Source organism: Fictibacillus sp. EA-CB0309 (assembly GCF_055814265.1).
On sequence record NZ_CP169271.1, the window covers coordinates 3,276,645 to 3,299,284 of the forward strand.

Here is a 22,640-nt window from a genome sequence, read left to right on the forward strand (position 1 = left end):
AAAGGACGATGGTACATTTTCTAATAGCATACTTAATGGAAAAAGGAGGGTATTTAAATGAAAATGAAGAAAGTTATAAGTTTTCTCATGATTTTCATGATGACACTTTCATTCTCGAATATTACTTTAGCAGCAGAAAATACAGGTGCTAAAAAGGATATTGTTGATACAGCGGTAGAAGCTGGAGATTTTAAAATTCTTGCTGCTGCACTTGAAAAAGCGGGATTAGTTGAAACACTGAAAGGTGCTGGCCCGTATACGGTATTTGCACCAACAGATCAAGCGTTTGAAAAACTGCTAAAAGAATTAAACGTTACAGCAGAAGAGTTATTAAACAGAGAAGACTTAAAAAATATATTACTTTACCATGTCGTTCCTGGAAAAGTCATGTCAACTGATCTTCAGAACGGAATGAAAGTAAAAACACTTGCTGGTAAAGAAGTAATAATCTCACTTAATCCCGTAAAGGTGAATATTGCAACTGTCGTTAAACCAGATGTTGAGGCATCAAATGGTGTTATTCACGTAATCGATACTGTATTATTGCCATAAGAACTGATTCCGGTTCTTATGATTAGAGAGTATTGGACAAAAGGGTATTTTTACATAAGGAAAATACTCTTTTTATCAATAGGTATTACAAAAAACGCAACGAAGATTCGCTGCGTTTTTTTGTTTTTCTTCTGTTTTCATTGTTTTATTTTTTGCTTCTTTTTTAAAGACCGATCATTCTTGGAATCCAAAGAACCGCATCTTCTAAGTATGTAATTAAGAACAAGATGGCGATTGCAACTACCAAGAACGGTCCTGATGCTCTAACTAGCTTTTCAAAACGCACTTCAGCAATGGATGATACGATAAACAATCCTGTTCCAACAGGTGGTGTTAATAGACCGATCGTTAAGTTGATGCAAATGATTACACCAAAGTGAATCGGATCAATCTCAAACGAGGTCACAAGCGGCATAAATACCGGTACTAAAATAATTAAGGCTGCTATGCCATCTAGCAGCATCCCGACAATTAACAACATGATATTAACGAGTAATAGAAAAACAAAAGGATTATCTGAAATAGACAGCATGCTGTCTGCAAAAACTTGCGGAAGTTGTTCAAAAGCAATCAACCAGCCAAAAATGTTAGCCATCGCGATTAAGAATGTAACCGTCGCCGTGCTGACTACAGTGTTTATCAAGATTTGAGGGACGGACGTCCATTTAAGTTCCCGATAAAAGAACACTCCAACAAAGAATGCGATTACGCAAGCTACCGCCGCAGATTCTGTTGCCGTAAATGCACCAGACAGGATACCAAAAATAATAACGAACGGGACTAAAAGCGCTGGCAGAACCTTAACCGTGCTTTCCCACATTTCTTTTCCTGTGGCTCTCTTGCTTTTAGGAAAATTATATTTATACCCCATATATGCGATCACACTGATAAATCCTGCTCCGTAGATCAACCCTGGAATAATCCCTGCCATAAACAGTCCGCCAATGGATGTTCCTGACAACGTCCCATAAATGATAAAGATCATACTTGGCGGAATAATCGGTGCAATGATAGATGAAGCAAGTGTTAAGGATGATGAAAATTCCCTGGAGTACCCTTCCTTCTCCATCTCAGGAACCATGATCTTACTCATCATAGCAGCTTGAGCGTTCGCAGAACCTAGTATAGAGGCTAAGAACATATTGGCAACTACCGTTACATATGCCAATCCTCCGCGCACATGACCAACAAACACTTTTGTGAATTTAACAAGACGAGTCGTAATTCCTCCGCCGTTCATCAGTTCTCCGGCAAGCATGAACAACGGAATGGCAAGCAAACCGAAATTATCAAGACCCGAATACAGCCTCATAGGTGTTGAATCTAGCAGAGCTGTGTTCCCGTTCAGGAAAAATAAACGACTGTAATCATTCCTAAAACAAGTGAAATTGGAATTCCCATCAACAAAAACAGAATAAAAATCCCGATAATAAGAGCAGTTGTCATAGCTCTGCCCCCTTTGTTTTAATAACGTGAACGAATTGGGCAAGTACATGAACGCATGCAAACGTTAAGCCGACTGGAACAGCACTGTAAGGAATCCACATCGGGAGTAAAATAGCTGTAGACTTTTGAAAAGCTACCCCGTCTGACAATATCCATGTGTACGTGTACGACAGAATCAAAACTAAAAAGATAATAATGAACACTTGACTGAACACCGCTATCCACATTTTTACTCTTTGCGGGCAATAATCAAGTAATAGCGTAACAGCCGCCTGAGATCTGTACTTAAGCCCCAGACTACCTCCGATAAAACTGATCCAAATTAATAAAAATACAGCTACTTCACCTGACCAAGATAATGGTGTATTCAGAAAATAGCGAAATGCTACTGAAACGGCGACGATCACTGCTAATGCAAACATGAGAACCGCAGCAAGAAATTTTTCTACCCGAGATATTCCGTTACTAAGACTCTGTATCATGCCGCTTCCCCCATTAATCGGAGGCTTTATACTTTGATTGATATTTCTGTCGTAATTAATCTTCATTTAAACCACACCAATCTCTCCATCTACTTTCTTACTGAATCAATAAATTCTTGAATAAGAGGGTCAGTCGGTCCGTATTTTTTATCAAATTCTTCTATATAAGGCTTGAATAGTTCTGGGTCAATATCATAGATTTTCATTCCATTGTCTGCTAATTCTTTCTTAAACTCTTCTTCTTGCCCTGAACGTGTTTCAACCGCATAATTTGCTGCAGCTTCTAAAGATTCACGCACAATCTTCTGGTCTTCTTCAGACATGCCTTCGAATGTACTCTTGTTCATCATCGCAACCGCTGGCCATACCATATGGTTAGTAACGGCTCCATACTTAGCAACTTCAAAGTACTTATTCGTAATCGCTGCATCTAAATCCATATCCATTCCATCGATTACACCTGTCTGAACCGCGGAATACACTTCTGGAAGAGGAAGACCTTCAGTTGAAGCACCTGTTGACTTATAAAAATCCTGCATAGGCGGACTAGGTGTCACACGAAGTTTTAATCCTTTCATATCTTCCGGCTTTTTCACATGCTTGTCTTTAAATAACATAACGCGCTGACCTGCAAACACATAATCCAATCCAGTGATTCCTTGCTCATCTAATGTTGCTAGAATCTTTTTCGCAGGTTCTGACTGTCTTGCCTTATGTGCTGCCTCTAAATCTTCAAACGCATAAGGGGCAAACCATGCAGCGAAGGATGGTGAACGGGAACTTGTGTAGGCTGCTGTAATAAAACCGAAATCAACGGATCCTGATTCAATCTGCTGCATCATGTCCGCTTCACTTCCAAGCTGAGAGGATGGATAGATCTCAAGCTCAATCCTTCCATCTGAACGTTTAGATAGCTCTTCTTTAAATTTCTCTGCAGCTTTATGCCACATGTGTGAAGGCGGTGTGATATGCGCTAGTTTGAACTTGTATGTCTTTCCATCAGAAGAAGCATCCCCTGAACTTGCGGAATCCTTTGCTCCGCTGCTGCAGGATGTTAAAAGAAATAATGCCAACAAAACAGTCATTACAATTCTTAACTTTTTCATCCCTATCAACTCCCTATTATTTATGTAAGCGCTATCATAAAACGCTAATATAACCGAGTTCTTTTGAGATCGACTCCGCTGTTTTTACGACATGATGAATCATAGAAGGCGTATCTTGCCCTAGCATATACGATACGGGTCCAACCATATTAAGAGCAGCTATAATTTGTCCGGTATACGATTTGATCGGAGCGGCAATTCCATACAACCCCATCTCGTTTTCGTTGTTGCTGATGGCATAACCATTTGTTCTTATAACATCAAGCTCATTTTTTAATTTTTCAACACATGTAATGGTATTAGGAGCGCGGCGAAGCAATCCCCTTGATATGGTCGGCTTAATCATGGAAGGGTTAAAAGCTAGCAATACTTTTCCTGTGCTTGTACAATATGCAGGTTTTGTATCGCCAATAAAAGTGGGGACAGCGACTGAATTTGATGAAGCTACTCTTAGAACGAAGCGCACTTCACCACGATCCAGCATTCCGATATGTACGGTTGTGTTAAACCTTCTGACAAGACCTTCGCACAATGGCAGTGCTTCCGTGTTAATGTCTTGCTGATACATGACGTGATTGCTCCATTCTAGCAATTTCCATCCTAATCTATATTTTTTTGACTGTCTTGAATCAGTATGCCTTCTGAGCAAAGTGTACGAACTAAGTGATGAACCGTGCTCGCATTCATGTTAAGTTTTTCAGCAATCTGCAAGTTTCCTAATGATGGTTCATCTTTGGTGAAGCAATTTAATATCCTTGAAATTTTTTGAACAGATGAGATCACCAATTCTCCCCTCAAACGGATATGATTTAGTTGAAGTCAGCTTAGCAATCACCCCTTTCAATATGCGTTCATCGTATTGAAAAAGGCGGGCTTGCACAATGTCGAAATTTCATATTATGAAATTACACAAAATATATTTCGAATAGTTAGAAAATTTTAGAGGAAAGTATTCATTCATAAAGAAGAAGTAAAGACTAGAGGTTTATGTTAGTTTTCGTGGTCTTCTGTCGATTTACCTCCTATTTTCATAATTTCATGAAAAAAATGTAAACTGTATGTGGCAATTGTTCTATATTTCTATTACTATATGTAGTATAAATACTTTTATATATCAAATGATCTATTCATTCTTTCCATGATTTTATTGTTGAAAGAGGTGCGAGAGTTGGACATTACTGAAAGTCTGATCACTTATATGGATGAAAACCTGCCTACCTACTTACAAGACTGGCACCAGAGAGTTGTCATTTCAAATCATGACATACATAAAGAAAAAGTGATTGAAAATGCATTGCATATGATTGAGCTAGTAAAGCTATCCTTACGCGGACAACTATCTCCTCAAAAAATTATGCACCTCGCACATGAAGTAGCCGTTCAGCGGTTGGAAGCAAAAATTAACATAGGGGAATTTGTTTACAATGTAAACCTGGGCCGCAGTGAAATCGTCCGTTTTGTTACAGGCTCTGGCATTTCCATTGAACAGCTCCAGCCTGTCATTGAAACGATCAATTCACTTTTTGATGAATTTTTGTACCATGCCGTTAAGAAATATACACAGTTAAAAGATGCGGAAATTCAAGAAAAAACGCTGTTCATCGATCAGAGTCATAAAGAGCGTTTAACCATTTTAGGGCAGATGTCATCAAGCTTTGTACATGAATTCAGAAATCCCCTTACAGCTGTAATGGGATTTGTGAAGCTGATGCAGCAAGAAAATCCGAACATGAAATACATAGATATTATCAGTCATGAATTAACACAGCTAAACTTTCGAATTTCTCAATTTCTTCATGCCTCCAGAAAAGGGGTTCAAGAGCGAGAAGCAGAGGATTTTGCATTAGAGGATTTATTTACAGATATTCTAGACTTCATGTATCCAAGCTTAGTGGATGCGGATGTTACGGTTATTCCCCGTATTGATCCGACGATTACGCTTAGGGCACACAAGGACGAGTTGAAACAAGTTCTGCTCAATCTCATCATGAATTCTATCGATGCGTTGCGCCAAAAAAGCAAAACCGGCGCATCATGATCTTTAGTAAGATGGAAAACGACTCAAATGTACAGATTACTATTTCTAATAATGGACCTGCTATACCATCTGAAACGATCAGTACGATCTTTGAGCCTTTTTTACTACGAAAGAGTTAGGTACAGGTATTGGCCTTTTTGTGTGTAAAAAAATTATTGAAAAGCATAATGGTGCGATCAGCTGTTCATCAGACGATAACATAACAACTTTCACGATTGTCCTTCCTATTCATGGAGCCGTTACAGAAGAAGAAATCTCTCACTTAGAAATATAAAAGGAACTTGGAAAGTCCAAGTTCCTTTTTTAAATGCGCAAACTTTGTTGCTTTTGGAAGATATTGATTTCCGTTTCAGGCTGCTCTCTTTCCGCGGGGCAGGCGGTGAGCCACATTCGGATGTTTCACTCTTAAGTGTCTCACCTGACCGCCAGTCCCACAGGAGTCTCGCATCTTACACTCCAATCAACTGTCATAGAAGACAAAATTCGAAAGCATTTAGAAGGAGCATTAATGCATCTCTTCACGGTATAATGGCATTGAGCAGCAGCGGAATGAACCGCCTGATTTAATGATTTCGGATATATCCACTTCAAGCACCTCATATCCTCTTTTGCGAAGTGCCGCATTTACATTTTTGTTCACCGGTAGACTTAAGACCTTCTTGTTACCAATTGATAAGACGTTGGTCCCCATCGTAAATTGTTCATCTTTCTCTACTTCAATTACATTAAATTTTTCAGCAAGACGTTGGTAGTCTTTTTCTTCAAAAGCATGCTTATATATTAGTGCGTCTGTTTCAGATAAGATGTTAAATACACAGTCTAAATGTAAATAAATTGGATCAAAAGGAACGGCAACAACATTCATATGAGGCAGTTGAGACTGAAGTTCCTGTATGGTTTCTTCTGATGTTCTTCCACTAACACCGATAAATACTGTATCACCATGGACGATGACATCGCCGCCTTCAATACGGTCACCTTCAATTAAAGAAAGATTGATCTGGTGTTCCAACAGCCAGTTTCGCAAGACTTTCTCTTCACCATCACGAATGTTGCTTCCCATTCTAGAAACGAACACCGTCTCCCCAATGGTAAAACCAATATCACGAGTAAAAACTTGTTCAGGAAACTTCTCCATCGCAGGAAGTTTATAAACGTCTACACCATTTGCTTTCATCGTATCTACAAATTGCTGATGCTGTTTCATCGCACGCTTCATGTTGATATTATCTTTAGCAAAATGCCGCTGTGTTTCATTGATGATTTCATCGATTTTCATATATCTTGGTTCGCATACAATCACTTTTTTCAACGCACCATATTCACTATCACAATTCACGTATTTATATTCTCCTTTTATTACGGTAGCCATCTATAATCCTCCATTACGCACATAAGGTATTTATAAGGCTCTTCCCTAAATCAATAGTCCCGTAAACGTTTTTTGCATCTTTCAATAGTTTATTTCTATTTTTTCCAAAAATGGCTAAAAGTTATCTTCTTTTTGTTACATTCATGGATAAATAAAAAAACAGCTGACTAAAAGGTACATAAAGTTGCCTTTTGCTTTCAGCTGTTTACTATTATGATGTAATTCAATTGGTCTGATCGTCTCCTTGCGCGCAACGAAGCTAATGCTGCGCGAAAATGAGCCTGGACTGCGCGAAACAAAGCGGAATGTGCGGGCAAAGGTGACTGAATTGCGCGCGACGGGAGACTTCCTGCGCGAATGTGTAAAAATATAAAAACACGTACCGTAAAACCCGGGATTCCTCACTCTTTGAGCATCCTGTCCTTACTGCCTTACTTCCACCACGTGTCATAGAGACTCGCAGGAAGTTGTCTCTTATGTTCTGTTATGAGATAACGGTCCTCAATTTTCTTGGCTACCTCTTCAGAAACTTCTTTACCTTCTAAATAATCGTCGAGTTCGTCGTACGTAATTCCTAGTTCCGTTTCATCTGCTTGCTGCGGTTTTTCATCTAATAAATCAGCAGTTGGTTGCTTTAAATAAAGTCTCTCAGGTGCTCCTAATTCTTTTAATAACATTTTCCCCTGACGCTTCGTCAATCCAGACAACGGGAGAAGATCTGCTCCGCCGTCTCCGTATTTAGTGAAGAAGCCCGTTACCGCTTCAGCAGCATGATCCGTGCCGATCACTAACAAGTTTCCCTGACCACTAACAGCATATTGCGTAATCATCCTTACTCGTGCTTTAACGTTTCCTTTGTTAAAGTCAGAAAGCTGTTTTGAAACAAAGGTGTCATAGCTTCCTGCAAAAGCCTCTACTGTGCTTTGAATATCCAATGTTATTCGTTGGTCGGGATTAATAAAAGACATGGCGAGCTCTGCATCCTCTTCGTCTCTTTGTGTTCCATATGGAAGACGGATCGCAACAAACTTTACTAAGTGCCCGGATTTTCTCAGTTCTTCTATGGCGAGTTGCGCCAATCGCCCAGCTAATGTTGAGTCCTGCCCACCGCTAATGCCTAAAACAAATCCTTTTGCGTTAGACTTAATAAGATATTCTTTTAAAAAGTTCACTCTGTATTCAATTTCGGAATGAGGTACAATTTCCGGTTTCGTATTCAGTTCACTCATGATTTTCTGCTGCAATGACATTGTTTTCCCCTCCTATCACGTGTACAATTCGTGTTTTTTTATATAGTCATAACAAGCATCCGGTAAAAGGTATCTTGGTTCTCCGCCTTTAGAAAACTCGTCTCGAATATAGGTGCTGCTGATCTCCATAGACAGCCCTTTATCAATTAGGTGAAATTTGGTTCCGTCGTCATGATTTCTTAGGATCGGTGAGCGAGAGATCGTCTTTACCATATTAATTTCGTCCCTTGCCATAACAATAAATTTGTTGTTAGCGATCAATTCTTCGTCGTACTTCCATTTTCCGTCTGCAATATCCACTAAGAGATCTGCTCCCATAATGAAGTAAACCTCATCTTCTGGATATTTCTTTTTAAAATGTTCCATGGTGTAAAACGTGTATACTTCCCAAGCGTCTTGAAGCATCTCGTAATCGTCTGCTATGAATTTGTCGTTATTAGAAATCGCTAATTGCAGCATACTCCACCGGTGTTCATCAGAAGTTCTCATGATTTTGTCTTTTCTTTTACTAGAACAAGGCAGAAAAATAACTTTATCCAGTTTACAGCGATGTGCAACCGTACTTGCGGTCCACAAATGAACATTTGTTATGGGGTCAAACGATGATCCATAGATTCCGATCTTAGCCATTTTACTTCCTCCTTATTTTTCACCAATTAATTGCATCACTTTTGTTTGTACGTCTTGAATGTTCTTCATCTTGTTATCCCAGCACGCTTGGCTGAGGTCCACTGGATATTCTTCAGGATACATGGTGCGTTTGTATTCATCCCATAACACTTCCAAATTCTCTTTCGCATATTGCTGTATTTCTGTCAGACTAGGAGTTTCATAGACTAAGTTGCCTCCTACAAAAATATCCTGATGAAGCTCTTTCGCTTCAAAATTCGTGACGAATTTACTGATAAACGTGTGAACGGGGTGAAACATTTTTAGTTTGGATTCTTCCTGAGGTGTTTCGCTATCCAATGCGATATAATCACCTTCAGATTTGTTGTTAAGCGTATTGATGATTCGATAAACTTTTTTCATACCAGGCGTCGTGACTTTCTCGGGATTGCCGCTAATCTTAATGGTGTCGACCATCTTTCCTTGTTCGTCTTCAATCGATACGAGTTTATAGACCGCACCTAAAGCTGGCTGGTCATACGCTGTTATCAATTTCGTTCCAATACCCCATGAATCTATCTTTGCCCCTTGAGATTTTAAATTAATGATCGTATTCTCATCTAAGTCGTTTGACGCAATAATCTGGGTATCTGTGAACCCTGCTTCGTCTAGCATCTTTCTAGCTTCTTTAGAGAGATATGCTAAATCACCGCTATCTAAACGGATTCCCTTAAATTTGATTTTATCCCCTAACTCTTGAGCCACTTTTATCGCGGTAGGGACACCGGATCGCAACGTATCATACGTGTCCACTAAAAACACACAGTCTTTATGTCGGCGAGCATACTTATGAAAAGCGACATATTCATCACGGTACGTTTGTACAAGGGCGTGAGCATGAGTGCCGGCGACTGGTATACCAAAAAGTTTGCCTGCTCTTATGTTAGACGTTGCTTCAAACCCTCCTATAAAAGCCGCTCTAGTTCCCCATATGGCTGCGTCCAGTTCTTGTGCTCTGCGTGTTCCAAATTCCATCGCTCGTTGCTCGCCAACCACTTGTTTGATTCTAGAGGCTTTTGTCGCCACGAGTGTTTGGTAATTGACGATGTTTAAGATCGCCGTTTCAATAAGCTGTGCCTCTGCGAGTGGTGCTTCAATTCTTAAAATCGGTTCGTTTGCAAATACAAGCTCTCCCTCAACCATTGAGCGAACCGTTCCCGTGAATTTCACTTGTTGCAAATAATCCAAGTAATCTTCTTCGTACCCTAGTTCATTGCGTAAATAAGCAATATCACTTGTTGTAAACTTAAAATTTTGCAGGTAATCTATGATTCTTTCTAAGCCAGCAAATACAGCATATCCGTTCCCAAAAGGCAGCTTGCGGAAGAACACTTCAAATACCGCTTTTTTATTGTGCATTTTGTCTTCCCAATACGTTTCCGCCATATTGATCTGGTAAAGATCCGTGTGCAGCGTTAAGCTATCATCAGCATAATGTGTGTTCATGGTTAGTTACCTCCAAGAAATTGAATTTATATCACTTTTGCGTTCAAACAACTTTTAAAGTGTCCTAGTGCCCATTCATGTCCTGCTTGGTTAAAACTTGCTACACCTTTTTCATGTACAACGATTTTGAGTCCCGCATTGTAAGCATCAATCGCCGTGTGAAGACAGCAGATATCTGTGCAGACACCAACGATATGAACTTCTGTAATTCCCCGCTCGCAGAGCTTCATTAATAGATCCGTCCCAGCAAAGGCACTGTATCGTGTTTTATCCATCCAATAAACGTTAGGTTCGTTTTTGTTGTTTTCATAGACTTTATGAAGGTTGCCATAAAGTTCTCGACCAGGAGTTCCTTCAATATTATGTGGAGGAAAAAGTTCGTTTTCCGGATGAAATTCATCATTCAGTTGATGCTGATCAATGGCAAATACAACAAAGTCACCGTTATTAATAAATTGTTCTGTGATAGAGATGATTTCAGGTTCAATGTCTTGAGCGGGTTTTCCACATGTAAGTGCACCTTCATCTGCTACAAAATCAAATGTGTAATCGATGTTTATTAAAGCCTTTTTCATCTTAAATTCCTCCCAATGATTGTTTTATCAGCCAACAATAAACAACTTGTTAATTATAATACTTAAAAAAATATGGAGTTAATATCGTGCTGTATAAATTGGCTTTACGACGTCCATCTCAATAAAAGTGTAAAGTTTTGTTGCTCTTTTTGAAGTTCTTGTTGTTGTTTTCCCTTTTACTTCCTGGATAAAAGGCAGTGATTTTATCTTTCTTGAGAACGATTGGTCGCTAAGTATGGCTGGATCATCTGTTACGGTTTTTAGTACGGCTTGCAGCTCAGAATATGTGAAATGTTTTGGCAGAAAATTCTTAGCCACTGTTGTCTGTAATAAATCGTTTGTAATAACTTTAATTGCATCTTCAATGATTTGTTTGTGGTCGAAAGCAAGATCAAGATTGAGAACCTCTTTTACTGAAAAAGCTCTATATCCGCTGCGTCGTCTTGCGCTTTTCTAACCAATAGATACGTATCAGGTACGATGGCATAATGAGCATTTGATATAATCCATCCTCTAGGATCACGTCCCGGTTTGTCGTAAACACCAAATTGTTTAACGTGAATACCTGAAATGTTCGTTTCTTCTTCTAGTTCTCGTTTTGCTGCTTCAAAACCCGTTTCATCATCTTGCACAAAGCCTCCTGGAATAGCCCACTTGTTTGCTTCAATGTTTGTATTCCCCTCTGTATCAAGCCCTGCTCTTTTGATTAGCATGATTTTGAGGTCCATCGTTGGAGGTTTATACGCTTCGGTTCTTTCAGAAATGATAGTAAAGACACATATATCGGAAGTATAACCATCTGGTGTACGGTATTTTTTAATGTCGTATTGTTCAAGTGCTTGTTTATTAGACAATGGTGTCCCTCCTCTTTTAATTAACAAAATGTTTATTATTAATTCATTTATATTCTATTTACCTCTAAATGTCAACAGTTAAACTTCTTATTTTTAAGAACTCAAAATAAAAACCACCCGAGAAGACGAATCCACCCGGATGGCTATTTCTATTGTGTATAAATTTTTTTGATTTTATACTCTTATTGCGTGTTCAGATCATATTTTTTGGCCGCACAAATGCCATTTTTTCTTTGTATGTATGTAAGAAAGGGAGATTTGGGTAATGTTTCTCTACTAATTGAAATACTTCTTCAGTCAGCAGCTCTAAATTTTGTATACTTTCTTGAACATCACCAATAAGAATTGCAGATAATCGCTCATCCAGATGTTCTGGTTTAATACTAAAAATTTCACTGTATTTGTGCATCCACTTGTATGATGGATGATGAATGTACAATTTATTTAATCCGAAAAGTGTTCCCAATAACTTCTTTTGAACACCAATCATCAGATCGTATAACATGATCCAATCTTCCCGATCTAACAAAGCATAACGGTTGTTCCATCTAAACCAAAGAGCTAAGTTTTCTTCAATCATGTTTTCGGCAAGTTGATCTGGATACGTTTCAACTTTCTTCTTCAACTTGTTAATGACTTGACCACCATATAAACTTTGTCCATAATAAACAGAAGAAGCCATACATTGTTTGCCATAGTCAATCTCGAACTCTTCTACAACCTCACTTATCCACTTTTCTGCGGTACTTGTTAAAAAGCTGCTAATCTCAAGCTTTACATTTTGAGGCGTTAAATAACTCTCCGCCCATTCTTCCTCTTCGTATGGATGAAAATCAATGATCGAGCCATTAATAGCTTTGATCGGATTCATCCGATCTTCATCAGTAGGTTTTTCGGACCAAAAAACATTTAGTTCAATATCGGAATGCTTATCTTCCCAGCCTCTCGAAACAGAGCCAGCCAATAATACGGCTTGTACTTTTGGATTTTGTTGATAAATATCCGACATTCCTTTAGCGATATCCTTTAATTTCATCTTTTCCTCTCCCATAAACATCATGTTAATCAGAAATGTATCCACAATTCATGATCACTCACCAAGCTACTAACATATGTAAATTACTGATACTATAAGATTAGCATAATTTTTGTATTTATCGTTTATAAGGAGCCATTATGAAAACCATAAAAGGTTATGTTATCCCTCAACAAACATTGGAGGAATGGAGCCGAATCTTTGTTCCGGATGTGAATTTATTTTATTTTCAAAGCAAACCAGTTAATCACCCTTCATGCAAAATTACTGAATTGAACACCGAGGTTTTAACACTCGATGTAAGAACTTCTTTTCTTACATGGTCCATTGATAAAAAAGCGCAATACATCAGCATGCTTTCAAATGACGAATTTCAGACTCTATCTACTGATAGAAAAGAAAAAATAATAATGGAACAAAAGTTGCTCAACAGAGGACTTGTTTTCACAGAGAATCACTTAAAGAATTTGATGAGAGATATCTCTTCACTCGAAGTGGATGAAAATTTGGAGATTTTAAAACGAGGTACTTCGTTCGGAGACATTGTTATTCTTCAAAAATCGAACTGGAATCTGTTATCCGAAGAAGCTCAATATAGCATTTTGGTAAACTATGCCGATGCGTGGATCGAGGAGAATGCATTGGCTAGTGAAATACGAGAGAACTACCAAACTCACTATCCTGAACTCTTCCCCTATATGGATTCTTTTGCTGATAAAAATGGACCGAACTGCCTGGCAGCAGCTGCTTCTGCCATTACCAAATCTACTAGCTGGATCAATAAATGGATGCAAATCGACCCTTTTATGAATCTTTTAGAGGAATATAACTTTCATGTGACTGTATCTGATTCGGTACTTCCTATGGATGTTTTAGTATGGTTTAATGCAGAAAGTCAGCCCGTCCATGCTGCATATCTATTAAGTGAAGAACATGCTTTTAACAAACATGGCCAAACCATGTTTAACCCGTGGCAAGTGATCAGGACTACTGAACTGAAGAAGGCTTGGGCTCACTTTGAACGCAGAGTTTATAGAAAATCATAATCAAAAAATGGGGGAGGCTTATGTTAGAAACAAATAGAATTTCCTTACGAGAGATGGTAAGCGAAGATTGGAGAGCTGTTCATCGGTATGCCTCACAAGAGATTGTATCTCAGTACCAGCCATGGGGACCAAATAGTGAGAATGACTCCATTACTTATGTGACTGAATTGATTGAAGACTCACAGAAAAAACCCCGTGTACGTTTCGCATTTGCAGTCGTCGAAACCCATTCCAGAGAGCTGATTGGGGCTGGAGAATTAAAGATTCACAGCTTAACAAATCGGGAAGGTGAAATTGGTTATGTGATTCACCCTGATTATTGGGGGAAAAACTATGCTACTGAAACTGGGCAATGTTTGCTTAAGTTCGGCTTTGAAACGTTACAACTTCATCGTATTTTTGCGACATGCGATCCAAGAAATAAAGCCTCAGAAAAAGTTCTTCAGAAAATGGGCATGACCTTAGAGGGGAAAATGCGTGAAACCATCCTGCTTAAAGACGGATGGCGTGATTCATTGATATTTAGCATGCTAGAGCACGAATGGAAAATGGTCAGTGTTGATCTAATGTAAATTGTTTATGCTCTACATCACTGTTAATGATCAAAAAGGACTCAGCTAGAGTCCTTTTGCCTCTTATTTATGATGAAAAGGACATTTCCCCGTTATCGGTTCAACGTCATCGCCAATAAAGTATTGTTTCCACTCACGATGTTCAGGATCACCGTAATGACTGATATTCGGATGCTTCGGAAGATTATCCCACTTCTCTACCCGCTCACGAACCTTTTCACGAGACATCGCGCCACCTGGTGATGTTCCCTCTAACCCTTCAAAAATACGGCGAGGCTGAAAACCAAGAACTAAGCTGTTGCCAAGATCTCTCGTTTTACGCTGCTTGTAGGCAGGTGCATTGCCAAATACAAAATAAGGCTCGTTATCAAAAGAGAATGCAAATAAGTGATGATCTGGATCTTTCGGAATGTGTTCAGGCCAAGGCTGATTATCTGTCTCATGCAGAGACTGAAGCATCTTCCAGAAGTAATCCCTATAGTAAGGAATGTCTTTTTCTTCTTTCTCAGGCTCCACAAACACAAACAATCCATGACGAATCAATTTTGGTGCATCAAAAAGCTTGTTAAACTCTCGAATTGCTCCAGGCAGATTCGACCAATCATCATGCGTCACATACGCATAGCGAAGCTCTCCCTTATTCTCAGCTGCCATTCCAAAATAACAAGGAAACGTCTTGTTGGTTACGGTTTCGTGAAAGGTCTTATACTCCTCAATGACCCAAGCTGGAACTTTTTCTGGATTTGTCATATCTTCTTTTTTCAGCAAGCACAATTGTTTCGTCTCCACTTAACCACTCCTCTAGTCTGTTAATGAGGAATTTCCCTTAAGTTCTTTCTTCAAAACATGAATGTTGTTGCTTCTTTTTTCCAGCAAAGCATCTTATCTAACTCTTCCAAATGTTGTGCTAACCACATCATCTCATGCTGAAATCGCTTTGGCGGCTCTCCTTCATGAGGATAAATGCTCACCCACCATGTGCTTTCCATGTACCATACCAGCTTTAACGATGATACTAACCTTTCAATTGATAATTTATTTGTATTATCGTATCCCTTGAGAAATGCATGGACAGCTTCAACATTTAATGTGTCGTTATTTAAGCATGTTGAGATAATAATTCTGCCGATATCCAACTCGAGAAAATCATAGTTCAATCGATCAAAATCTAAGATAGCGGTTATGTGCTCACTCGAGAAAAGCAGGTTATCTACCCAAAGATCACGGTGGCACCAACCAGGAGTGAGGTGTTCGAATTGGAGTGTTTTCAAGCTTTTTGTTGCTTCTTTTTGAAGGTTGATTAGTGCGCTTATATCACTCAAGCCTTGCTTTTCACATTGCATTAGAGCAGTATCCCAATATTCCAAACGATCTTGAGGAGAAGGAACCCGAAACACAGTATGTGATTTTGGCGGCAATGTACCGTCATTTAATAGGCGGTGAAGTTTACCTATCTCTTTCCCTAATGACTCCATCTGCTTTGGTGTGGCATCTCCTGGTTTTATCAAACTTCCCTCCATAAAACGCATCACGGTAAAGAGTTCTCCATCTGAAGACTCATGGAAAAGGTTTTCTTTATCTGATAGAAGCTCTGGGCATGGGATTTGAGCTTCAAATGCACGATTTTGAGTGTAAAGGGCTGTTTGAATGGTTTTTAGGTCATATTTCTTAATGCGCTCTCTGTTATATTGTTTTACTAAGAAAACGCCACGATCGGTCTCGATTTTCCATTTTTGATTCAAGTAGCCTCGTTTAATTGGTGTGCTTTTTTTCACATGAAAACCAAAGCGTGTTTGTACTTCATCTTTTAAGTGCTTCCATAGTGATTGTTCTTTAATTTCTGGTTTCAGATTGCTCACTACTTTCTGTTAGTTCAGCTCTTGCCAATTTGTCCAAAGTGCTACGTCTCTTTTTATGTACTGTCCATCTTCACGATCCATATATCCATTTACGATAAATTCTCTTCGAATCGTACAAAAATCTTCATGATATTTTTTAATGAACTCGTTTATCTCAGGTTCTGTATAGGTTTGGTTATCATCTAGCTGTTGAACGAGATATTCCAGCACCACTAACTTTTTCTTCTTTTGAGAAGGAATGTTCTTAAGGCGTCCTTCTTTATTTAAAAATGCATTCAAAACACTTTTTTGATAGTTTTCTAGATTTGTTGTCATACTGATCATTCTCCTTTTAGATAAATTCCGCTTGCCTATTCCGCTCAAAACCCAAATAACGAGTTCCTTGGAAATTCAGTATTCCTATATCTCCTTCTACCAGCATACCGTATTCTTGTGCACCCACATGAAATTCCATACGGTCACCGCTTTCCACTTCAAACGTTGCATAGTACCACGTAGAGGCGGACGTGTCATTTGCACCCCACTTACTTTCGTTCTCTTCGTTACCAACTCGGCTGAGACAGCTAATTTCGGTTGTTTGTTATTGCTGCTCCACTCACCGATTCCTTTTACGATCACAAAAATAAAAATACTAATTACGATAACAAAGAGAGCTCCTCCAAAAGAGGAAGTAAATCAAAAATCCAATCTCCGCCTCCACCAAAACCTGGTTCTTCAAAATGATTAAAATCTGTTTCATCAAAATTCTCCACGGCTTAACCCCTATCAAGACCCCTTACCATAATATTACACACGGGAGTTAAAAAACAGAAGTTTCAGTTTATAAAATTTCTTTTACGGTACGTGTTCTTTTATTTACCCGTTCTTTGTATAGAAATAAAAAAAGCCGCCGAAGCGACTTTTTCCTTTTTGTATATTAAACGGTTGCTTTGCTCGCACGGAGATCATGCAGCGCATTTCGCACTTTCCCAAACTCAGATGCATGTGGCCGGTCTTCCCCATCACCATAGCCGTAGTCTACCATCCGATTTCGGTTCAGACATAGCTTCGTCAATTCAGGTTTGAAGAAGTCAAACAGTTTAAAACGTTCTTCTAAATGCGAGAACCTCGCCTGATACGCCTCAATACTCTCCACTAAGTGTGTCCAGAATGATGTTTCTTCTATTAAATCATTGCGCACCATGACATTTGACATGTAACGCAGGTGACAGATGAACAGTCCCGTGAAAATAAACTGAGTCAACCCTTCTGGCGGCTCGCTGCGCAATACGGCTCGCAATTCTTCCGTCACTCCCTCTAACTCTGGGAACGGCTGATCAGAGATATTCACGTCATCCACGTAATCTTTTACAGCTAATCTTTCAGGCTTATAATCTTTTAAAATTAAAATCGTGTTCTGACCATGCGGTGAGAAAACTGTTCCATATTGATAAAGAAAATGCAGCAACGGCGGCATAACAACATCAAAGAACTTCTTCACCCATTCGTCCGCACGTAAGCCCGATTTTTCGATCAAACTTTGTACGTAAGGCTTGCCATCTGCATCGACGTGATGAAGAGCAGCGAGTGTGACCGGCTGTTCGCCATCTTTTAAATACGTATAGATACTCTCCCGCCAAATCGTTCCGAGCATCTCCAAGTATTGATAAGGAGCTCCTTGCAATTTGCTGTAATGAGCGTGATCCACGTTAATGCTTGCCACTTCCCCAGGCAACACGACTTCACATTCATCTCTTAAAAAGCTGTCACGCTCAAAAATCCCTTTAATATGTTCTGTTACACGCGGTGCGATCACCGTACGTTCCGATGGAAGTCCTCGATAAACAAGCGTATTTAAAATACTCATCGGCAGTTTCACATGTGACTTGAGCGGATTCGTTCTGTTTACAAACGTTCGCACCGACTGCTGAGGCAAGTAATGATCCGTACCTTCTTCTAATGGAACAATCATGCCGTTTGCCAAGTCTTCTGGGAAGTTTTGAATGAGAACATTTTTCCACTGCCATTCGTGAACAGGCATGAAATAGTAATCGATTGGCAATTTGCCATTCTCACGTAAAATTTCATTAAAGCGCTGAACAAGAACACCATCTAGCTCTCTTAAAATCAGTTTTTCATAATGCAGCTCACTTACCGATTGAAATTGTGCACGGTCACGATGAACGGCAATCCAGAACAACTTTGTTTCGTTCTGGTTTTCAGGTGCATATTTGCTGTAGTCGTCAAAGCCGAATCCGATACGCCCTTTGTTATAGGTGATCCACGGGTGGCCAGACATTTCTCCCTCTAACTCCGCATAATCAAGATCGACAAGTTCATCTGACGTTTTTACATGGTTCTTTAATAGATTGGCATCGGCAATCAGCGTATGGTTCAATTCTTTAATCAAATGACCGGCTGTTTCTACAGACATACCAATCATCGGCTGTATATCTAACAAGAAACGGATCGCACTTGTTGCTGGTTTCCACTCACCGTTCTCTAACACTTCCATAGAATTTGGATCTACATCAAAGCTGTCAAAGAACCGTTTTTCAGCAGTAAAACGATATTTCCGCTCTTCATTCACTGTAAAAATATAGCCCTCTTCTTTTTGCTCTGGAGAAATCATGTCTTCATACATATACTCAGCGAGCATCTTGGCCAGCAAATTTTTGTTTACTGTTTCCCAATTATCCTTCTTAAGTATTGATTCTGTTTCATTTATATAAAGCATGCTTTTCCTCCTTATGTAGGTGAAGTTTCCCTCTGTTTCTTTCTCTTGTGAACGTTCCCCATAGGAAAACAAGTAAGTGGAGAACGACGAACAAACTTGCATAAACAAAAATATCTGATATCGATCGGACGTTTACAATTGATGATGCAACAACTGGCGCGAGCAAGAGTCCAACGTTTTGAATTGCAGAGATCTTGCTATAGTCTCCATGCGTGTTATGACTCCACTTAAAAAGTAACACATCCAATTTTGCCACACACCACGCTGCTCCGATTCCGAACATGCATCGGTACACAACTAGTCCAGCAATGCTTGTTTCGATACCTTGAAAGAACAATCCCACAATGATCATGAGAGTTCCTGCTATATAGCCTTTCCATCCTAATCGCTCACTGTATTTTCGAATGAGAGGTAAAGATACAATCGCCATCAGACTAGGGATTAAGTACAATAAACTGCTTGTCATCGTACCCGTGTGATACACATTTTCGGTGTGCGTTGTAAAAAACGGCCGGATCATATTAACAGCCAAATGAAGCGTTAGCACGACAATGCCGAAAAGAAGAAATTGAGGCATCAAGCTGCGCTGGTTGTTTTCTTGTAATGCTGCATCCATGACTTCGTTTTTGCTTACTTTTTTAACATGAAGTAACTGAACAATCCTAGCAAACATTCCATAATCCCGATCATCCAGAAGATGAACAGAGGATTGTCCATCTGAATGACCCATCCCGATAGTAAAGTCGCTACAACGATTGCTCCCTGCAAAACAGCATGATAGCTTGCAGCAGCACTTGTTGTTCTCTTTCGGTTTTCCTGCATCAAAATCGTGTAAAGCAGAAAATAACTGCTCTTAAAGATCAGCAGCAGAATACTCGCTGCAACAAACATCTCAAAGGTCTGTGAGATCGCCATCAAAAAGCAAGATAGCCCTGTTCCCCATTGACCAATGATCAAAAGGTAAGTACTGTTTTGCCGTATGTTCGCAATGATCCCCCAGATCGGTGTGAAGATCACGACAATGAGCCGGCAGGTCATAATGTAAAACCCTGTAATGTCTGGATCAGTTATCCCATAAACTTTTTTAAAAAACTGCGGGTAGAAAGGCGATAACAATACTTCTGTACATACGAACAGAAAAACACAGCTCAGCAAAAATAGATTTAGCGAACGATTACCGACTTCCATGAAGGTACCGATCCAAAGTTCTGAAACACATTTTTATGAGTTACAGGATAAATTTCCTTACCAAAAAGTTTATTCATAATAACTGCGTTTCTGTGTGCACCGAGACCTAGATCTGGAGCACCAACACCGTGCGTGTGAAGCTCGCCATTCTGAATAAAGATATGATTGTTATCAAGACCTTTCGTCCGTAAGCGATAATCTTGTGTAATCTGGTAACGGTTTTTGTGATCACACTCGATTCTATCCTGCATGTTCATCAGGAAATGCGGGAATGACGGTGCATACCCTGTTCCTAATATAACGACGTCAGATTCTAGTTCAAACACATCTCCCGTGACGTCTTGTCGAAGTGAAAGCAGGTGTGTATCTGCTTTCTTCTCTAGAGAAACAAGTTCTGTCATCGCCTGCAAATGTATTTCTGGCTTCTCTTGACCGACCGATTTTTCATAAAGCAGGTCATAAATATCCGCAATCGTATCCATGCTGATCCCTTTATACAACAGATCTTGTTTTTGCAAAAGCTCGTCCTTTTTGGATGGAGGCAGCTGATAAAAGAAATTCGTATAATCCGGTGAAAAATATTCGAGTCCTAGCTTTGAATATTCCATCGGGAAAAATCCTTTTGAGCGCGTGAACCAGTTTAACGAATACGCATCATTATCCTGATGCTGCGCCAGATCATAAAATACCTCCGCTGCACTTTGCCCTGAACCAATCACCGTAATCGATTTCGTGTTCAGCAGCTCTTCTTTCCGATCTAAATATTGAGAAGAGTGGATGACTTTTGTGCCAAGCTTATTCTCCAAGTGTGAAGGAACAGAAGGACTTGTACCGATGCCGACCGCAAGATGCTTCGTATAATACGTTTCCGTTTTTCCTGTCTCCTCAGATCTTACAATGACTTCGTATAACGGAACGTCCACATTTTCAACAGGCAGGATCTGCTCTACACCCATTCCAAAACGGCAAGAGTTCAGCTGACTTGCTGTCCATCGGCAATAGTGGTTGTACTCCTTGCGTGGAATATGAAAGTTCTCCAGAAAATAAAAGTGATACAATCTATTGTGTTCTTGAAGATAGTTTAAGAACGTGTACTTGCTTTTTACATCTGCCATACTTACCAAATCAGCGAAGAAAGGAACTTGCAGGGTTGTACCATCGATCAGCATCCCTTTATGCCAGTTGAACTCCGTTTTCTTTTCAAAAAACAGTGCCTCTTTCCCGCCTGTTTCTTCAAGCATCGCCGCTAGTCCCAGGTTAAATGGACCGATGCCTACACCAATGATGTCATACACTATTTCATGTTGTGGCTGTTTCAAAGACATCTCTCCATCTCCTCTCAAACGTTTCTCTGTGGCAATACATGAGCATCCCTGTCTTATCAGGCAGCTCGATCGGCTTCACTTTTTCAAAACCGCACTTTTCAAACACATGAATCATCTTTTGATTACGAATATCAGGTTCAGCGATCACTTTCTCAGTTCCTTGATTTAAGAACTGAAAATTCACGATCGCCCGTAATAATGGGAGCGCGTATCCTTTTCCAAGAAAAGCTTCTTCTCCTATCAAAAGGTGTACTCCTTGATCTTCGGGGTGTGGGTCATAACAATTCTCAACGACATCCCCCTTCACCCAGTATGCTTCCCAATAACTCATCGGAACGCCATCGATCAATCCCAAATACAGCGTTTGGTGTTCGTCTGCTAAGAATTTATCTAAATGCTTCTTGTAGTCTTCAAACGGAATATCCAGCTTCCAGTACGGAATCACGTAAGGCTGCTGCTGCCACTTATGCAAAAGTGACACATCCCGCTTCAAATCTACTTTTACAAATGAAAGTGTCATTTCAATCGTTGAATCGTAGAAACTAAACGCTGGCTGCATCTGAAGTCAACACCTTTTGTAATGGGTTCGGTATGTTCGTATAAACAGACTGTGTTTCAAGTGATCCAACAAGCTCGTCCATATCATGAAAACGTGTAAGCAGGTTCGCTTTACAAGGAAGTTCCTTAGAGTCTAGTAAACTTCTTAACAAACCTGATTTTCCATTTGTTAAAGTATCATGGTGCATCAAACGTGTTCGCAGCATGTTCATAAGCTCTGCTTCATCGATTAGGTCTGCCGCTCCAAAACCGTTGATCAGCCCAAACAGATGATTTATGAAAAAGTAATAACGAAAACGTTCAATCGCAACTTCATCACTGCAGATCGTAACACTCTTCCGGTTAAGATCAGGCAGCTGTTTCACTAACATGTCTGCTTTCGATTCGCTGTAATAATAGCCTTGATTATCGCGGTAATAAAAATGCTTCGGATAACCGTTCTCCATCTGGACGATCGAATTTTGCTGATGTGCTTCAAGGGCCACGCCATATGTTTCATATAGCCAAAGCATCGGATCTAGAGCGATCGACAAGTATTCGCCAAACCAGT

General features: G+C 39.7%; 23 protein-coding genes and 3 pseudogenes. 5 read left to right on the plus strand and 21 right to left on the minus strand.

Annotation, left to right across the window (positions count from 1 at the left end; genetic code table 11):
* The first annotated feature begins 57 nt into the window (after positions 1 to 57).
* Positions 58 to 552: a fasciclin domain-containing protein gene (locus ACEWFH_RS18370; RefSeq protein WP_473725168.1), complete on the plus strand. Its 495-nt coding sequence runs from the start codon at positions 58 to 60 to the stop codon at positions 550 to 552.
* A gap of 163 nt (positions 553 to 715) precedes the next feature.
* Here the strand turns inward: ACEWFH_RS18370 and ACEWFH_RS18375 are convergent, their stop codons facing one another.
* The 4 genes and pseudogenes from ACEWFH_RS18375 to ACEWFH_RS18390 form a co-directional block, all read right to left on the minus strand.
* Positions 716 to 1,864 carry a TRAP transporter large permease gene (locus tag ACEWFH_RS18375; protein WP_473725169.1) on the minus strand — a complete coding sequence of 383 codons (1,149 nt, stop codon included), beginning with the start codon at positions 1,862 to 1,864 and terminating at the stop codon, positions 716 to 718.
* 130 nt (positions 1,865 to 1,994) lie between these two features.
* Positions 1,995 to 2,546, minus strand: coding sequence for a TRAP transporter small permease (locus ACEWFH_RS18380; protein WP_473725170.1), 552 nt, complete (start codon positions 2,544 to 2,546; stop codon positions 1,995 to 1,997).
* 23 nt (positions 2,547 to 2,569) lie between these two features.
* A complete protein-coding gene (locus ACEWFH_RS18385) occupies positions 2,570 to 3,586 on the minus strand; it encodes a TRAP transporter substrate-binding protein (RefSeq protein WP_473725171.1) in 1,017 nt (338 codons plus the stop codon).
* 34 nt (positions 3,587 to 3,620) lie between these two features.
* A pseudogene (locus ACEWFH_RS18390) lies at positions 3,621 to 4,369 on the minus strand (IclR family transcriptional regulator).
* A gap of 385 nt (positions 4,370 to 4,754) precedes the next feature.
* Here ACEWFH_RS18390 and ACEWFH_RS18395 point away from each other — a divergent pair.
* Positions 4,755 to 5,624 (plus strand): histidine kinase N-terminal domain-containing protein, encoded by an 870-nt coding sequence (locus tag ACEWFH_RS18395; protein ID WP_473725172.1) that lies wholly within the window; start codon positions 4,755 to 4,757, stop codon positions 5,622 to 5,624.
* 139 nt (positions 5,625 to 5,763) lie between these two features.
* The gene (locus ACEWFH_RS18400) at positions 5,764 to 5,898 is read left to right on the plus strand and encodes a hypothetical protein (RefSeq protein WP_473725173.1); all 135 of its coding nucleotides are present in this window, start codon (positions 5,764 to 5,766) and stop codon (positions 5,896 to 5,898) included.
* Between the two features lie 231 nt (positions 5,899 to 6,129).
* Here the strand turns inward: ACEWFH_RS18400 and ACEWFH_RS18405 are convergent, their stop codons facing one another.
* The 7 genes and pseudogenes from ACEWFH_RS18405 to ACEWFH_RS18435 form a co-directional block, all read right to left on the minus strand.
* Positions 6,130 to 6,996, minus strand: a complete 867-nt coding sequence (locus ACEWFH_RS18405) for a dimethylarginine dimethylaminohydrolase family protein (RefSeq protein WP_473725174.1) — start codon at positions 6,994 to 6,996, stop codon at positions 6,130 to 6,132.
* Between the two features lie 431 nt (positions 6,997 to 7,427).
* On the minus strand, positions 7,428 to 8,246 hold the full coding sequence (gene nadE / locus ACEWFH_RS18410; RefSeq protein WP_473725175.1) for an ammonia-dependent NAD(+) synthetase: 819 nt from the start codon (positions 8,244 to 8,246) through the stop codon (positions 7,428 to 7,430).
* Between the two features lie 15 nt (positions 8,247 to 8,261).
* Complete coding sequence (nadD, locus tag ACEWFH_RS18415; protein WP_473725176.1) at positions 8,262 to 8,876, minus strand: nicotinate (nicotinamide) nucleotide adenylyltransferase; 615 nt, start codon at positions 8,874 to 8,876, stop codon at positions 8,262 to 8,264.
* 12 nt (positions 8,877 to 8,888) lie between these two features.
* Complete coding sequence (locus ACEWFH_RS18420) at positions 8,889 to 10,361, minus strand: nicotinate phosphoribosyltransferase (RefSeq protein WP_473725177.1); 1,473 nt, start codon at positions 10,359 to 10,361, stop codon at positions 8,889 to 8,891.
* A gap of 26 nt (positions 10,362 to 10,387) precedes the next feature.
* A complete protein-coding gene (locus ACEWFH_RS18425; protein ID WP_473725178.1) occupies positions 10,388 to 10,936 on the minus strand; it encodes a cysteine hydrolase family protein in 549 nt (182 codons plus the stop codon).
* A gap of 78 nt (positions 10,937 to 11,014) precedes the next feature.
* Positions 11,015 to 11,790: pseudogene (locus tag ACEWFH_RS18430) on the minus strand (NUDIX hydrolase).
* A gap of 193 nt (positions 11,791 to 11,983) precedes the next feature.
* A complete protein-coding gene (locus ACEWFH_RS18435) occupies positions 11,984 to 12,826 on the minus strand; it encodes a DUF4037 domain-containing protein (protein ID WP_473725179.1) in 843 nt (280 codons plus the stop codon).
* A 140-nt stretch (positions 12,827 to 12,966) separates the two neighbouring features.
* On the opposite strand from ACEWFH_RS18435, the gene ACEWFH_RS18440 reads away from it, so the two are divergent.
* Both ACEWFH_RS18440 and ACEWFH_RS18445 read left to right on the plus strand, forming a co-directional pair.
* Positions 12,967 to 13,872 carry a hypothetical protein gene (locus tag ACEWFH_RS18440; protein ID WP_473725180.1) on the plus strand — a complete coding sequence of 302 codons (906 nt, stop codon included), beginning with the start codon at positions 12,967 to 12,969 and terminating at the stop codon, positions 13,870 to 13,872.
* Positions 13,873 to 13,892: 20 nt separating this feature from the next.
* The gene (locus tag ACEWFH_RS18445; RefSeq protein WP_473725181.1) at positions 13,893 to 14,444 is read left to right on the plus strand and encodes a GNAT family N-acetyltransferase; all 552 of its coding nucleotides are present in this window, start codon (positions 13,893 to 13,895) and stop codon (positions 14,442 to 14,444) included.
* Positions 14,445 to 14,507: 63 nt separating this feature from the next.
* On the opposite strand, the gene ACEWFH_RS18450 is transcribed toward ACEWFH_RS18445, so the two are convergent.
* From ACEWFH_RS18450 to ACEWFH_RS18495, 10 genes and pseudogenes are all read right to left on the minus strand, one after another.
* Entirely contained in the window at positions 14,508 to 15,194 is a 687-nt protein-coding gene (locus ACEWFH_RS18450) for a YqcI/YcgG family protein (protein WP_473727352.1), read from the minus strand.
* A gap of 89 nt (positions 15,195 to 15,283) precedes the next feature.
* Positions 15,284 to 16,303: a phosphotransferase gene (locus ACEWFH_RS18455; protein ID WP_473725182.1), complete on the minus strand. Its 1,020-nt coding sequence runs from the start codon at positions 16,301 to 16,303 to the stop codon at positions 15,284 to 15,286.
* Between the two features lie 9 nt (positions 16,304 to 16,312).
* On the minus strand, positions 16,313 to 16,618 hold the full coding sequence (locus ACEWFH_RS18460; protein WP_473725183.1) for a DUF2087 domain-containing protein: 306 nt from the start codon (positions 16,616 to 16,618) through the stop codon (positions 16,313 to 16,315).
* Positions 16,619 to 16,634: 16 nt separating this feature from the next.
* Positions 16,635 to 16,921 (minus strand): annotated as a pseudogene (locus tag ACEWFH_RS18465) (DUF2500 domain-containing protein).
* A gap of 298 nt (positions 16,922 to 17,219) precedes the next feature.
* Positions 17,220 to 19,019 (minus strand): IucA/IucC family protein, encoded by a 1,800-nt coding sequence (locus ACEWFH_RS18470; RefSeq protein WP_473725184.1) that lies wholly within the window; start codon positions 19,017 to 19,019, stop codon positions 17,220 to 17,222.
* Entirely contained in the window at positions 19,003 to 19,692 is a 690-nt protein-coding gene (locus ACEWFH_RS18475) for an MFS transporter (RefSeq protein ID WP_473725185.1), read from the minus strand. Before ACEWFH_RS18475 ends, ACEWFH_RS18470 begins: the two co-directional genes overlap by 17 nt.
* Positions 19,650 to 20,207 (minus strand): MFS transporter, encoded by a 558-nt coding sequence (locus ACEWFH_RS18480; protein ID WP_473725186.1) that lies wholly within the window; start codon positions 20,205 to 20,207, stop codon positions 19,650 to 19,652. The genes ACEWFH_RS18475 and ACEWFH_RS18480 overlap by 43 nt, the downstream gene beginning before the upstream one ends.
* On the minus strand, positions 20,183 to 21,532 hold the full coding sequence (locus ACEWFH_RS18485) for a lysine N(6)-hydroxylase/L-ornithine N(5)-oxygenase family protein (RefSeq protein WP_473725187.1): 1,350 nt from the start codon (positions 21,530 to 21,532) through the stop codon (positions 20,183 to 20,185). The genes ACEWFH_RS18480 and ACEWFH_RS18485 overlap by 25 nt, the downstream gene beginning before the upstream one ends.
* Complete coding sequence (locus ACEWFH_RS18490) at positions 21,507 to 22,052, minus strand: GNAT family N-acetyltransferase (RefSeq protein ID WP_473727353.1); 546 nt, start codon at positions 22,050 to 22,052, stop codon at positions 21,507 to 21,509. Before ACEWFH_RS18490 ends, ACEWFH_RS18485 begins: the two co-directional genes overlap by 26 nt.
* 22 nt (positions 22,053 to 22,074) lie before the next feature.
* The gene (locus ACEWFH_RS18495; RefSeq protein WP_473727354.1) at positions 22,075 to 22,602 is read right to left on the minus strand and encodes an IucA/IucC family C-terminal-domain containing protein; all 528 of its coding nucleotides are present in this window, start codon (positions 22,600 to 22,602) and stop codon (positions 22,075 to 22,077) included.
* Positions 22,603 to 22,640: the final 38 nt, after the last annotated feature.

Excerpts from the sequence above, each read along its gene's own strand:
- ACEWFH_RS18485 (WP_473725187.1), bottom strand. The coding sequence starts at position 21,532 with ATGTCTTTGAAACAGCCACAACATGAAATAGTGTATGACATCATTGGT.
- ACEWFH_RS18450 (WP_473727352.1), bottom strand. The coding sequence starts at position 15,194 with ATGACAAATCCAGAAAAAGTTCCAGCTTGGGTCATTGAGGAGTATAAG.
- ACEWFH_RS18475 (WP_473725185.1), bottom strand. The coding sequence starts at position 19,692 with ATGTTTGCTAGGATTGTTCAGTTACTTCATGTTAAAAAAGTAAGCAAA.
- ACEWFH_RS18380 (WP_473725170.1), bottom strand. The coding sequence starts at position 2,546 with ATGAAGATTAATTACGACAGAAATATCAATCAAAGTATAAAGCCTCCG.
- ACEWFH_RS18480 (WP_473725186.1), bottom strand. The coding sequence starts at position 20,207 with ATGGAAGTCGGTAATCGTTCGCTAAATCTATTTTTGCTGAGCTGTGTT.
- ACEWFH_RS18420 (WP_473725177.1), bottom strand. The coding sequence starts at position 10,361 with ATGAACACACATTATGCTGATGATAGCTTAACGCTGCACACGGATCTT.
- ACEWFH_RS18385 (WP_473725171.1), bottom strand. The coding sequence starts at position 3,586 with ATGAAAAAGTTAAGAATTGTAATGACTGTTTTGTTGGCATTATTTCTT.
- ACEWFH_RS18440 (WP_473725180.1), top strand. The coding sequence starts at position 12,967 with ATGAAAACCATAAAAGGTTATGTTATCCCTCAACAAACATTGGAGGAA.
- nadD (WP_473725176.1), bottom strand. The coding sequence starts at position 8,876 with ATGGCTAAGATCGGAATCTATGGATCATCGTTTGACCCCATAACAAAT.
- nadE (WP_473725175.1), bottom strand. The coding sequence starts at position 8,246 with ATGTCATTGCAGCAGAAAATCATGAGTGAACTGAATACGAAACCGGAA.
- ACEWFH_RS18470 (WP_473725184.1), bottom strand. The coding sequence starts at position 19,019 with ATGCTTTATATAAATGAAACAGAATCAATACTTAAGAAGGATAATTGG.
- ACEWFH_RS18370 (WP_473725168.1), top strand. The coding sequence starts at position 58 with ATGAAAATGAAGAAAGTTATAAGTTTTCTCATGATTTTCATGATGACA.
- ACEWFH_RS18435 (WP_473725179.1), bottom strand. The coding sequence starts at position 12,826 with ATGAAATTAAAGGATATCGCTAAAGGAATGTCGGATATTTATCAACAA.
- ACEWFH_RS18490 (WP_473727353.1), bottom strand. The coding sequence starts at position 22,052 with ATGACACTTTCATTTGTAAAAGTAGATTTGAAGCGGGATGTGTCACTT.
- ACEWFH_RS18375 (WP_473725169.1), bottom strand. The coding sequence starts at position 1,864 with ATGAGGCTGTATTCGGGTCTTGATAATTTCGGTTTGCTTGCCATTCCG.
- ACEWFH_RS18445 (WP_473725181.1), top strand. The coding sequence starts at position 13,893 with ATGTTAGAAACAAATAGAATTTCCTTACGAGAGATGGTAAGCGAAGAT.
- ACEWFH_RS18405 (WP_473725174.1), bottom strand. The coding sequence starts at position 6,996 with ATGGCTACCGTAATAAAAGGAGAATATAAATACGTGAATTGTGATAGT.
- ACEWFH_RS18425 (WP_473725178.1), bottom strand. The coding sequence starts at position 10,936 with ATGAAAAAGGCTTTAATAAACATCGATTACACATTTGATTTTGTAGCA.
- ACEWFH_RS18460 (WP_473725183.1), bottom strand. The coding sequence starts at position 16,618 with ATGACAACAAATCTAGAAAACTATCAAAAAAGTGTTTTGAATGCATTT.
- ACEWFH_RS18495 (WP_473727354.1), bottom strand. The coding sequence starts at position 22,602 with ATGCTTTGGCTATATGAAACATATGGCGTGGCCCTTGAAGCACATCAG.